General features: G+C 64.3%; 12 protein-coding genes. 11 read left to right on the plus strand and 1 reads right to left on the minus strand.

Features of this window, described 5'->3' with window-relative positions:
* The 8 genes from EOB59_RS15745 to EOB59_RS15780 form a co-directional block, all read left to right on the plus strand.
* Window positions 1–786 (plus strand): branched-chain amino acid ABC transporter permease (locus tag EOB59_RS15745; RefSeq protein ID WP_245486647.1); only part of this gene is annotated, 786 nt, incomplete at its 5' end.
* Entirely contained in the window at window positions 783–1,568 is a 786-nt protein-coding gene (locus tag EOB59_RS15750) for an ABC transporter ATP-binding protein (RefSeq protein WP_236382713.1), read from the plus strand. The genes EOB59_RS15745 and EOB59_RS15750, both read left to right, overlap by 4 nt.
* On the plus strand, window positions 1,561–2,262 hold the full coding sequence (locus tag EOB59_RS15755) for an ABC transporter ATP-binding protein (RefSeq protein ID WP_127399097.1): 702 nt from the start codon (window positions 1,561–1,563) through the stop codon (window positions 2,260–2,262). The genes EOB59_RS15750 and EOB59_RS15755 overlap by 8 nt, the downstream gene beginning before the upstream one ends.
* Window positions 2,263–2,466: 204 nt before the next feature.
* Window positions 2,467–3,741, plus strand: coding sequence for an NAD(P)/FAD-dependent oxidoreductase (locus EOB59_RS15760; protein ID WP_127380985.1), 1,275 nt, complete (start codon window positions 2,467–2,469; stop codon window positions 3,739–3,741).
* A gap of 41 nt (window positions 3,742–3,782) precedes the next feature.
* On the plus strand, window positions 3,783–4,199 hold the full coding sequence (locus EOB59_RS15765) for a RidA family protein (RefSeq protein ID WP_128288760.1): 417 nt from the start codon (window positions 3,783–3,785) through the stop codon (window positions 4,197–4,199).
* Window positions 4,200–4,204: 5 nt separating this feature from the next.
* Entirely contained in the window at window positions 4,205–4,879 is a 675-nt protein-coding gene (locus EOB59_RS15770; RefSeq protein WP_127320625.1) for a DUF1028 domain-containing protein, read from the plus strand.
* 14 nt (window positions 4,880–4,893) lie between these two features.
* Window positions 4,894–6,384, plus strand: coding sequence for an aldehyde dehydrogenase (locus EOB59_RS15775; RefSeq protein ID WP_128288761.1), 1,491 nt, complete (start codon window positions 4,894–4,896; stop codon window positions 6,382–6,384).
* 150 nt (window positions 6,385–6,534) lie between these two features.
* Window positions 6,535–7,491 (plus strand): LysR family transcriptional regulator, encoded by a 957-nt coding sequence (locus EOB59_RS15780; protein WP_127267113.1) that lies wholly within the window; start codon window positions 6,535–6,537, stop codon window positions 7,489–7,491.
* A gap of 6 nt (window positions 7,492–7,497) precedes the next feature.
* Here EOB59_RS15780 and argE read toward each other — a convergent pair whose 3' ends face one another.
* Entirely contained in the window at window positions 7,498–8,658 is a 1,161-nt protein-coding gene (argE, locus tag EOB59_RS15785) for an acetylornithine deacetylase (protein WP_128288762.1), read from the minus strand.
* Between the two features lie 275 nt (window positions 8,659–8,933).
* Between argE and EOB59_RS15790 the strand changes: the two genes are divergently transcribed.
* The 3 genes from EOB59_RS15790 to EOB59_RS36365 form a co-directional block, all read left to right on the plus strand.
* Window positions 8,934–11,003: an NAD(P)-binding protein gene (locus tag EOB59_RS15790; RefSeq protein WP_128288763.1), complete on the plus strand. Its 2,070-nt coding sequence runs from the start codon at window positions 8,934–8,936 to the stop codon at window positions 11,001–11,003.
* 82 nt (window positions 11,004–11,085) lie between these two features.
* Entirely contained in the window at window positions 11,086–11,688 is a 603-nt protein-coding gene (locus EOB59_RS15795; protein WP_127809688.1) for an ANTAR domain-containing response regulator, read from the plus strand.
* A 2-nt stretch (window positions 11,689–11,690) separates the two neighbouring features.
* A partial coding sequence (locus EOB59_RS36365) for an ABC transporter substrate-binding protein (RefSeq protein WP_245486649.1) occupies window positions 11,691–11,983 on the plus strand: 293 nt, incomplete at its 3' end.

Genomic DNA, 11,983 nt, shown 5'->3' on the forward strand with positions numbered 1-11,983 from the left:
GCTTCCTACGGTATCGGTGCCTATGTGTCGGCGCTGCTGGCGATCAATTTCGGCGTCAGTTTCTGGCTGACGCTGCCGGTCGCGGCGCTGGCGGCGACCCTGTTCGGTTTCATGATCGGCATCCCGTCGATGCGCACGCGCGACACTTATCTCGCGCTCGTCACCATCGCCTTCGGCGTCGTGGTCCAGCAATTGCTGAACAATTTCAGCTGGACCGGCGGACCCAACGGACTGGTCGGCATTCCGGCGCCCCGCCTGTTCGGCCATTCCTTTGCCGATCCGCTGGTGATCTTCGGCTGGAAGCTGCCGAGCCAGGCGAATTTCTATTATCTGTCGGCCGCACTGGTCGTCGTCGCCATCGTCACCGCCCATCGGCTGCACGGTTCGCGCATCGGGCTGGCCTGGAACGCGCTGCGCGCCGACGAGATCGCCGCCAAGGCGCAAGGCATCAATGTGGCGTGGTTCAAAGTGCTGGCCTTCGCCGTCGACGCCTTTCTCGCCGCCTTCGCCGGCACGATCTACGCCTTCTACGTCTCCTACATTTCTCCCGACAATTTCACCTTCCTGGTCTCCGTCACCATCATGACCATGGTCATCGTCGGCGGCATGGACAATATTTTCGGTGTCATCGTCGGTGCGTTCCTGCTGACCATCCTGCCGGAGAAATTGCGCGCGTTCGCCGACTACCGCCTGCTGTTCTTCGGCGTCGTCATCATCGGCTTCCTGATGATCCGGCCGCAAGGTCTGTTCCCGCAACGAATGCGGCGCTACGGAGGCGGACTGTGAGCGCGCTTCTCAAGGTCGAGAATTTGACGATGCGCTTCGGCGGCCTGGTCGCGCTCAACGATGTCAGCCTGTCGATCGACAAGGGCGCGGTGCTCGCCGTCATCGGCCCGAACGGCGCCGGCAAGTCGACGCTGTTCAATGTCGTGACCGGCGTCTACCGGCCGACCTCCGGTCGCGTGACGTTCGACGGCGCCGAGATCACCGGCCGCCCGTCCTACGAAGTTGTCGACCGCGGCATCGCCCGCACATTCCAGTCGTCGCGACTGTTCTCCGACCTCAGCGTCCTCGACAATGTGATCATCGGCATGCACACCCGCACCAGGACCGGCGTGCTGACCGCGCTGTTTCGGCCCGGCGCGTCGCGCCGTGAGATGGCGGCCTGCGTGGAAAAGGCCGAAACCCTGCTCAAGCTCGGCTCCGGCGACCTGTTCGAACAACGCTACCGGCCAGCGGGCACGCTGGCGCAGGCCGACAGGCGACGGCTGGAAATTGCCCGCGCGCTCGCATCGCAGCCCAAGCTCTTGCTGCTCGACGAACCTTCGGTCGGCATGGACGACACGGAAACCGACGCACTGGTGGCCGACATCACGCGGCTGCGCGTACAAAACCCTGCTTTGTCGGTGGTCTTGATCGAGCATGACATGCGGGTGGTCGAAGCGTTCCCGCAGCATGTCACCTGCATCGACTATGGCAGCAAGATCGCCGAGGGCGACTTCGCGGCGGTGCGCGCCGACCCGCGCGTCCAGGAAGCCTATCTTGGGAAGGCGGTCGCCCATGCTTGAACTCAGGGATGTCGATACTTCCTATGGCGCGGTGCCGATGCTGCGCGGCGTGGCGATGAGCGTGCGCCCCGGCGAACTGGTCTGCCTGCTGGGGCCGAACGGCGCCGGCAAGACGACAACCTTCATGACCGTCTGCGGCGTCGTGCGGGCGCAGCGCGGCAAGGTCGAGGTGATGGGCAGGGACATGGCGACGCTCGGCACGGAAAACCTGGCGTCGCTCGGCGTCGGGCTCGTTCCCGAAGGGCGCCGGCTGTTCCCCGGCCTGACCGTGATGGAGAATTTGCGTCTGGGCTATGATGCGGTGTCGGGCAGGGGACCCAATTTCAGGGTGCAACTGGACAAGATGTGCAAGCTGTTTCCGCGCATCCATGAGCGTTTGCGCCAAGTCGCCGGCACGCTGTCCGGCGGCGAACAGGCGATGGTGGCGCTGGCTCGCGCGCTGATCGGCGAACCCAGACTGGTGATCATGGACGAGCCGTCGCTCGGTCTCTCGCCAAAACTCATCGGCGAGTATTTCGAGATCACAAGGGAGATCCATCGCCAAGGCACGACCATCCTGTTGATCGAACAGAATGCCGAAATGGGGCTGGGCATCGCCGATCGCGGCTATGTGCTGGTCAAGGGTAAGGTCGCCCAGGAGGGGCCGGCAAAGGAGTTGCTCTCGTCCAAGGCGGCCAGAAGCCTTTATCTCTGAGCCGTCCGTTTCTTCTGACTCAACAGTGATGAACCACGCCCCGCGCTCCACATCTTCGGCCATGCTTCCCGGCATTTAGGGACAAGCTAACCACTGCCACATGAAATCATAATTTTCGCTGCCCGGTGCCTCCAGTAAACCAAACGATCAGATCTCCGCCACATCCGCAGACACTCCCGGGGAGAGCCAGAAAGGGCCGCTGAAATGCCAGTCGAAACGGTAGACACGCTTGTTGTTGGCGGCGGCCAGGCGGGGCTGGCCATGAGCGAGCATCTGAGCAAGTGCGGGGTGCCGCATCTCGTGCTCGAGCGGAGCCGCATCGCCGAACGCTGGCGTACCGAAAGATGGGACTCGCTGGTTGCCAATGGTCCCGCCTGGCATGATCGTTTTCCCGGCATGGAATTTCCGGACGCCGGTCCCGACGCCTTTGTCGGCAAGGAGAAGGTCGCCGACTATTTTGTCGCTTACGCCGGCATGATCGCTGCCCCCATCCGCTGCGGCGTGGAGGTCAGGAGCGTGGAAAGGCTTGTCGGCCGTCCCGGCTTCCGGGTCGAAACCTCGGATGGCGTGATCGAGGCCAGGAGCGTGGTTGCCGCTACCGGGGCTTTCCAGCATCCGGTCATTCCGGCGGTTGTCCCCGGGGATGCCGGAGCGATGCAGATCCATTCCAGCGCCTATCGCAATCCGGGCCAGTTGCCCGAAGGTGCGGTGCTGGTGGTCGGCTCCGGGTCCTCGGGGGTGCAGATCGCCGACGAACTCCAGCGCGCGGGACGGCGCGTCTACCTCTCGGTCGGGCCGCATGATCGGCCGCCGCGGGCGTATCGCGAGCGTGACTTCTGCTGGTGGCTGGGGGTTTTGGGCAAATGGGACGCCCAGGCGCCGGCGCCTGGCACCGAACACGTCACCATCGCGGTGAGCGGCGCGCGGGGCGGCCAGACGATCGACTTCCGGCGTCTTGCCGCGCAAGGGATGACGCTGGTTGGCCGGACGGAATCCTACAAGGAAGGGGTCATGACCTTCGCTCCGGATCTGGCTAAAAATATCGCGCGCGGCGATGCGAACTACATGTCGGTGCTGGACGAGGCCGACGCCTATGTCGCTCGCAACGGCCTCGACCTTCCCGAGGAGCCCGCGGCCCGCGAGATCGGACCGGACCCGCAATGCATGACTGATCCCATTCTCGAGCTGAACCTGGCGGAAGCCGGGATAGGTTCGATCATCTGGGCAACGGGATTCACCGTCGATTACAACTGGCTGAAGGTCGATGTGTTTGACGAAAAGGGCAAGCCGAAGCACCAGCGCGGCGTGTCGACCGAGCCGGGAATCTATTTCCTGGGACTGCCGTGGCAATCGCGGCGGGGGTCGAGCTTCATCTGGGGCGTCTGGCACGACGCCCAGCATGTGGCGGACCATATCTCCACGCAGCGCAAGTACCTGGCCTACCATGCGTCCGCAAAGCGCGAGACCAAAGTGGCATAGAAACGGACGTCCCGACCTCGAGCCGACTGACGGAGACCAAGATGGCCCATACAAGAATTCGCAAGTTCAACACCAAGGACACCTATCCCGAGCAGAAGCTCGACAATGATCTGTGCCAGGCGGTCGTTACGCGGGGCGGCAGGACCGTCTATCTGCGCGGCCAATGCCCGCAGGACCTCGACACGGCCAAGAATATCGAAAGCCATGATCCGGTCGAACAGACGCACAAGGTCATGCAGAACATCCGCCAGCTGATCGAGGAGTGCGGCGGCACCATGGAGCATTTGGTCAAGGTGGTGGTCTACATTACCGATGTCCGCCATCGCGAGGCGGTCTACCGCACCATGGGCGAGTATATCAAAGGCGTGCATCCCGTCTCGACCGGCCTTGTCGTGCAGGCCCTGGCGCGGCCGGACTGGCTGGTCGAGATCGACGGCACCGCAGTTATCCCGGATTAAAAGTCATGACATTCTCCATCGTCGCGCGGTGCAGCCGCACCGGCATGTTCGGGGTCGCGGTGTCCTCCTCGTCGCCTGCTGTGGCGGCGCGCTGCGCCTATGCGCAGGCGGGCGCCGGCGCCATTGCCAGCCAGAACGTCACCGATCCTACGCTGGGACTGCGCGGTCTCGAATTGCTGGCGCGCGGTGCGTCGGCGGCAGAGGCGATTGCCATATTGAAGCGCACCGGTGCCTATCCCGAATACCGGCAAGTGCTGGCTGTCGATGCCGCCGGGACGACCGCTATCCACTCAGGGCCCAAGGCGCTTGGCATCTGGGCGGAGGCGCGTGCGGACAATGTCGCCTGCGGCGGCAACATGCTGGCCCATGACGGCGTTCCGCAAGCCATGGTCGAGGCGTTCCTGGCGTCGGAAGGGCATCTCGGCGACCGCCTCATCGCGACCATGCGCGCCGCGCTGAAAGCGGGCGGCGAGGCCGGCCCGGTCCATTCGGCTGGCATGAAGCTGGTGCGCGAGGTTGCGTGGCCAGTCGCCGATCTGCGCTGCGACTGGACCGACGACTGCCCGATCGAGCAACTGGCGACGCTGTGGGAACTCTACAAGCCACAGCTCGATGCCTATGTGACCCGTGCCATAAACCCATCCGATGCGCCGAGCTACGGCGTGCCGGGCGACGAATAGTCAAGACAGCTGCGATGAGCGAACTCAGCCACAAGGACTGGATCGGCAAGGCGTCCGCGATCCGTTTTCGCGACAAGGCGTTCATCGACGGCAAGACGGTCGCAGCGCGTTCGGGCCGGACCTTCGCCAGCGTCAATCCGGCTACCGGCGAGGTGCTGGCCGAAGTGGCGTCCTGCGGCAAGGAAGATATCGATCTGGCGGTTGCCGCAGCGCGGCGCAGCTTCAATGCGGGTGTCTGGTCGCGCACCAGTCCGGCGCACCGCAAGGAGGTCTTGCTGCGGCTGGCGCAGCTGCTGCGCGAAAACCTGCATGACCTGGCCCTGCTTGAATCGCTCGACATGGGAAAACTGGTCAGGGATGCGGCCGCGGTCGACGTTCCCGGCTCGGCAGCGATCTTCCAATGGTATGGCGAGGCCATCGACAAGATCTATGGCGAAGTGGCGCCGACCGGCGAAGGCGATCTGGTGCTGGTGCGGCGCGAGCCGCTTGGCGTGGTCGGCGCGGTGGTGCCGTGGAATTTCCCGCTCGACATGGCGACCTGGAAATGCGCACCGGCGCTGGCGGCAGGCAATTCGGTGGTGCTGAAACCCGCCGAGCAGTCGCCCTTGTCGGCCCTACTTCTGGCGGAACTGGCAATGGAAGCGGGCCTGCCCGCAGGCGTGCTCAATGTCGTGCCCGGCCTTGGCGAAACCGCCGGCCAGGCGCTTGGCCGTCATATGGATGTGGATTGCCTCGCCTTCACCGGCTCGACCGCCGTGGGTAAGCTGTTCCTGCAGTATTCCGGCCAGTCGAACATGAAGCAGGTCTGGCTGGAAACCGGCGGCAAGAGCCCGAACCTCGTCTTTGCCGACTGCGGCGATCTCGACGCGGCAGCCGACATGGCGGCCTTCGGCATCTTCTTCAACCAGGGCGAGGTCTGTTCCGCCAATTCACGCCTGCTCGTCCAGCGCGGCATCAAGGATGCCCTGGTGGAGAAACTGGTGCAGCGCGCGGCGGCCACGCAGCCCGGCGATCCGCTCGATCCGGTTTCGAAAATGGGCGCGATGGTCGATGCCCGCCATGCGGCCAATGTCATGTGCTTCGTCGAGGCCGGCAAGAAAACCGCGCGCCTGGTCGCGGGCGGCGACCTGGTCACGGTCAACGGGCGTGGCAGCTTTGTCCTGCCGACCATCTTCGACGATGTCGCGCCCGACGATCCGATTGCCCGCGACGAGATCTTCGGGCCGGTGCTTTCGGTCATCGCCTTCGACGACGAGGCCGACGCGATCCGCATCGCCAATGACAGCCCTTACGGGTTGGCCGCATCGCTGTGGACCGACAGCCTGTCGCGCGCGCATCGTATCGCCGGCCGGCTGCATGCCGGCACGGTTTCCGTCAACACGGTCGACGCGCTGAGCCCGATGACGCCGTTCGGCGGTTTTAAGCAATCCGGCTTCGGCCGCGACCTGTCGCTGCATGCGCTAGACAAATACACCGCGCTCAAAACGACATGGATCAAATACTGATGGGCGCCTAAAGCGCATCGCGATTGGACGGATTCAAGCGATGCGCTTTAGGCCTTTGCTCTATGCATGTCATTTGCGCAAAACCGGGGCCACTTTTGCGCGACATGCATTAGGCTTGATCGAAGCCCTCAAACCAGCAACATAGCCAGCATGCCGCTACGCTTCACGCTCAGACAGCTGGAATATTTCGTCGCCGTGGGCGAAGCCGGTTCCATCGCTAAGGCGGCCGAACAGGTCAATGTATCGCCGCCGTCGATTTCGGCCTCCATCGCACAACTGGAAACCGAGTTCGGCGTCCAGCTTTTTGTCCGCAAGCATTCGCACGGCCTGTCGCTGACAGCCGGCGGCCGCATCTTCCTCAAGGAAGCCGCAAGGCTGCTCAACGATGCCGACGCCTTGCATGACGTCGCCGGCGATTTTGCCGAAAAGGTGCGCGGCCCGCTGGCGGTGGGATGTCTGCTGACGTTCGCGCAGATCGTGCTGCCGGCGCTGCGCATGCGGTTCGAGCGTGCCTATCCCGATGTGCGGGTGCGCCAGTTCGAGCGCAATCAGGGGCAATTGCTCGAGATGCTGCAGCGCGGTGAAATCGACCTTGCCTTGACCTACGATCTCGAACTGTCGCAGGACATGACCTTCGAGCCGCTGATGCTGGTGCCAGCGTACGTCATGCTGCCGGCGGGGCATCGCTTCGCGGCAAAGGCGTCGATCACGACGGAGGAGCTGGCCGACGAGCCGATGGTGCTGCTCGACCTGCCGTTCAGCCGCGAATATTTTCTGTCGGCATTCCACCAGCGGGGAATCCGCCCCAACATTGCCGAGCGTACCGGCGACATCGCCGTCATGCGTTCCATGGTGGCCAACGGCTTCGGCTACGGCATCGCCAATATGCGGCCGCTCAACACGCTGGCGCCGGACGGCAAGCCGCTGGTCTTCGTGCCGCTGGACGGCGATCTGCGGCCGCTGACCATGGGCGTCGCCTTGCCCAGTTCCGAACACCGCACGCAAACCGTCCAGGCGTTCATCGACCACTGCCGGCATTTCGTCGTCGAGCAAGGCGTGTTCGGCGCCGAGCGGGCTGTCGGCCAGGCAGCACTTCCACAGAAGTAGCCCCGGTTAAGCCAACTGCTGGTCGGCAAGCCGCTGCAGCAATTTTTCCAGCATGCCATCGCAACGGCGCATCTGCTCGACGCTGACGAACTCATCCGGCTTGTGTCCCTGCGCCATCGATCCCGGTCCGCACACGACCGTCGGCGTGCCGAGATCGCGGTTGAACAGGCCGCCCTCCGTGCCGTAGGCAACCTTGATGGTGTTGTTGGCGCCGGTCAGCGATTTGATGAAAGCGACGGCTTGCGAACTGGCCGGCGTGTCCAGGCCGGGATAGGTGTTGGTGATGTCGATGTCGATTGCCGCCTCAGGCGCGATAGCCGAGGCTTCGGTGGAAATGCGCGCGGCCTCCACGCGCAGGCGCTCGAGAATCTCATGCGGGTCGTCGGCCGCGACATTGCGGATCTCGAAGTCGACCTGGCAGAGGTTCGGCACGATGTTCAGCGCCACGCCGGCGTTGATCTTGCCGACATGGACGGTTGTGTAGGCAATGTCGTAGTCGCCGTCGCGGGCGCCATCGCGCACCAGCCGGTCCTGCTCGCGGCGCAAGGCGGCGACGAAGTCGCAGCCGAGATGGATGGCGTTGAGCGCCAACGGGGCTAGCGCCGAATGGCCCTCGCGTCCCTTGCAAAGCGCGCGTGCGGCAAGCTTGCCCTTGTGGCCCGTCGCCACCTGCATGTCGGTGGGCTCGCCCACGATGCACAGCAAGGGCCGCTGCGGGGCCGCTTGCAGCATGTCGATCAGACTGCGCACACCAATGCAGCCGATCTCCTCGTCGTAGGAGAGTGCCAAATGCAACGGCGTCTTCAGCGTCATTTTCGCGGCCTTGAGGCACGTGGCGAGCGCGCAGGCGACGAAGCCCTTCATGTCGGCCGCGCCGCGTCCGTAAAGCTTGCCGTCGCGGTTGGTCATCTCGAAGGGCGGCAGCGTCCAGGCCTGGCCGTCGACCGGAACGACGTCGGTGTGGCCGGACAGCATGATGCCGGAAGCATCAGTCGGTCCGATGGTGGCAAACAAATTGGCTTTATGGCCGTCCTCGCTGCGGATGATCTGGCAAGCAATGCCATGCGCCTCCAGCAGCTCCGCCACATAACCGATGAGGACGAGGTTCGAGTCGCGGCTCACCGTCGGGAAGGCGATCAGCTTTTCTAGGATCTGGATGCTGTCCATGCGTTTATGTCTCGTTGGCCGTGGGCGCTATCTAACATCGCGCAGCGGCGGCCTTGAAGTCGCATTTGGCTCAGCCGAAATTCAGCGGATGCTAATCCGGGTGAACGCGATTAGGCGCGGCCTAACCGGCACAGAAGAAATCTGTTGTTTTCCGGCGCTTGCCGCAACTTATGAATGGTCTCACGGCATCAACCCACTGGGCTGGCCGGCTTGCGCCTTGGCTCGAACCATGATCGGGCAAGTTGCAAGGCTGAGCTGGCAGGAAGGCACGTTCCATGCGCGATCCGCGCTACGACATTCTGTTCGAGCCCGTGAAGATCGGTCCGGTGACCGCCAAGAACCGCTTCTATCAGGTGCCGCATTGCAATGGCGGGGGCTATCGCGATCCTTCGGCCGCGGCCGAGATGCGCCGCATCAAGTCGGAAGGCGGCTGGGGCGTCATCTTCACCGAGCAGACCGAGATGCACCACACATCGGAGATCACGCCCTTCATCGAGCTCAGGCTGTGGGACGACGCCGATATCCCGGCGCTGGCGAAGATGGCAGAGGCCATGCACCAGCATGGCGCGCTGGCCGGCATCCAGCTGGCCTATTCGGGCATCAACGGTCCCAACCTCTACACCAAGGAGGTACCGCGCGGACCCTCGGCCCTGCCGATCCGAACCTTCACCAACGATCCGGTCCAAGCGCGCGCCATGGACAAGCAGGATATACGCGACCTGCGCCGCTGGCACCGCAATGCCTTCAAACGGGCCAGGCTGGCGGGCTTCGATCTGGTCTGCCTCTACGGCGCACATGGCTTCGGCATCATCCAGCACTTCCTGTCCACCGCCACCAACCAGCGCAGCGACGAATATGGGGGCTCGCTGGAGAACCGCTCGCGGTTGATGCGTGAGCTGATCGAAGAGGGCAGGGACGCCATCGGCGACACGTGCGGCCTGACGCTGCGGCTGTCGCTGGACGAGATGATCGGCGAGCTCGGCTTTGCCAATTCCGAAGTGCGCGACATGATCGAGATGCATGCCGATCTGCCCGACCTCTGGGACCTGGCGCATGGCGCCTGGGAGGACTGCTCGGGGCCGTCGCGGTTCAAGGAGGAGGGCGCGCAGGAGAGCCTGGTGTCCGGAATCAAGACGCTGACCTCCAAGCCGGTCGTCGGTGTCGGCCGCTTCACCTCGCCGGATGTGATGGTGAAGATGATCAAGTCCGGCACGCTGGACTTCATTGGCTGCGCGCGGCCGTCGATCGCTGATCCCTTCCTGCCGAAGAAGGTGGAAGAGGGGCGGATCGAGGACATTCGCGAATGCATCGGCTGCAACATCTGCATCACCGGCGACATGACCATGTCGATCTCGCGCTGCACGCAGAACCCGACCTTCATGGAGGAGTGGCGCAAGGGTTGGCATCCCGAACGCATGCAGGCCAAGGGCGACAGCGACAGCGTGCTGATCGTCGGAGCCGGCCCCGCCGGGCTGGAAGCCGCCAAGGCACTCGGCCTGCGCGGCTACCAGGTGGCCATCGCCGAAGCCGGAACCGAACTCGGCGGCCGCGTGGCGCGCGAGTGCCGCTTGCCTGGTCTCTCGGTATGGGGGCGTGTGCGCGACTACCGCCAGTACCAGATCAGCCAGATGTCCAATGTCGACGTCTATTTCGAAAGCCGGCTGTCGGCCGAGGAAATCCTCGCCTTCGGCTTCCAGAACATTGCCATCGCCACCGGCTCGACATGGCGCCGCGATGGCGTGGCGCGCGCGCATGTCGTGCCGATGCCGGCGGACCGGGCCATGCCGGTCTACACGCCGGACGATTTGATGGGCGGCAATGTGCCGACCGGAACTGTCGTGCTGTTCGACGACGATCACTATTACATGGGCGGCGTTCTGGCCGAGCTGATGGGGCGCCAGGGCGCGAGGGTGACGCTGGTGACACCGTCGGCCTATGTGTCCGACTGGACCCGCAACACGCTGGAGCAGGGCGCCATCCACCGCCGGCTGGCCGAACTCGGCGTCGATATCGTGCTGAACCGGACCGTGACCCGCATCGTGGCGGGTGGGGTTGTCACTGCGTGCGCCTATACGGGCGCCCGAAGCGACATTGCCGCGGACGCCGTGGTGCTGGTGACGTCGCGCCAACAGGACGACGGCGTCTGGCGCGAGTTGAAGGCGCGGCGGGACGAATGGGCCGATAGCGGCATCCGCTCGATCAAGGTCATCGGCGACGCCGAAGCGCCGGGTCCGATCGCCTGGGCAACCTATGCCGGCCACCGCTTTGCGCGCGAGCTGGATGAAGCCGATATCGGCGACGCACTGCCCTTCCGCCGCGAGGTCACGGCGCTGGCGGTGGATTAGGCGCCTGCGGCGCGGTCAGCGAATATTGGGTTGTTCAACCATACTGCATTGCACAATTCCTTCGCTTGGTCACAATGCAGGCATGGTTCGAACCGCACTCGCCGTCCTGGTGATCGATGAAAACCGCATCCGCGCCGCGATCATCGAGGCGGGGTTGCGCGAGGCCGGCCATGAGCGAGTCACCGTCATTCATGACGTGACCGGCATTGCGCGGCGGATCGCCGAGGTCGAGCCCGACGTCATCGTCATCGATCTCGAGAATCCGAACCGGGACATGCTGGAAAACATGTTCCAGCTGTCGCGCGCCGTGAAACGGCCGATCGCCATGTTCGTCGACCGCTCCGACCAGGCCTCGATCGAGGCGGCGGTCGATGCCGGCGTTTCGGCCTATGTCGTCGACGGTCTGCGGCAAGAGCGCGTCAAGCCGATCCTCGACATGGCGGTCAGCCGTTTCAACGCTTTTTCGCGCATGGCGCGCGAACTGGAAGAGGTTCGCGGCGAACTCGAGAGCCGCAAGGTGATCGACCGCGCCAAGGGCATCCTGATGAAGTCGCGCGGCCTCTCCGAAGAGGCCGCCTACACGCTGCTGCGCAAGACGGCGATGAACCAGAACCGCAAGATCGGCGACATCGCCCAGAGCCTGGTGACTGCCGCCGGGCTGCTCGGACCGGCGGAGGATGAATGAGCATGGGCGCCGCGCACCAGATCACCGCCGGTTTCATGCCGCTTTTCGACAGCGCCGTGCTGGTCGCGGCCGGGGAGCTTGGCTTTGCCGCACGAGAAGGCATCGACCTCACCCTACACCGCGAGACGTCCTGGGCCAACATCCGCGACCGCATCGCCATCGGTCACTTTCATCTCGCGCATATGCTGGGACCGATGCCGCTCGCCTGCAATCTCGGGCTGACGCCACTCGCTTCGGAAACCATCGTGCCGTTCTCGCTCGGGCTCGGCGGCAATTGCGTCACCGTCTCCAACAC

Source organism: Mesorhizobium sp. M7A.F.Ca.MR.176.00.0.0, assembly GCF_004023165.1.
Lineage (GTDB): Bacteria > Pseudomonadota > Alphaproteobacteria > Rhizobiales > Rhizobiaceae > Mesorhizobium.

What these genes read in the sequence shown, in the direction of transcription:
- EOB59_RS15755 (WP_127399097.1), top strand. Translation starts at nt 1,561, where the DNA reads ATGCTTGAACTCAGGGATGTCGATACTTCCTATGGCGCGGTGCCGATG.
- EOB59_RS15760 (WP_127380985.1), top strand. Translation starts at nt 2,467, where the DNA reads ATGCCAGTCGAAACGGTAGACACGCTTGTTGTTGGCGGCGGCCAGGCG.
- EOB59_RS15765 (WP_128288760.1), top strand. Translation starts at nt 3,783, where the DNA reads ATGGCCCATACAAGAATTCGCAAGTTCAACACCAAGGACACCTATCCC.
- EOB59_RS15770 (WP_127320625.1), top strand. Translation starts at nt 4,205, where the DNA reads ATGACATTCTCCATCGTCGCGCGGTGCAGCCGCACCGGCATGTTCGGG.
- EOB59_RS15775 (WP_128288761.1), top strand. Translation starts at nt 4,894, where the DNA reads ATGAGCGAACTCAGCCACAAGGACTGGATCGGCAAGGCGTCCGCGATC.
- EOB59_RS15780 (WP_127267113.1), top strand. Translation starts at nt 6,535, where the DNA reads ATGCCGCTACGCTTCACGCTCAGACAGCTGGAATATTTCGTCGCCGTG.
- argE (WP_128288762.1), bottom strand. Translation starts at nt 8,658, where the DNA reads ATGGACAGCATCCAGATCCTAGAAAAGCTGATCGCCTTCCCGACGGTG.
- EOB59_RS15790 (WP_128288763.1), top strand. Translation starts at nt 8,934, where the DNA reads ATGCGCGATCCGCGCTACGACATTCTGTTCGAGCCCGTGAAGATCGGT.
- EOB59_RS15795 (WP_127809688.1), top strand. Translation starts at nt 11,086, where the DNA reads ATGGTTCGAACCGCACTCGCCGTCCTGGTGATCGATGAAAACCGCATC.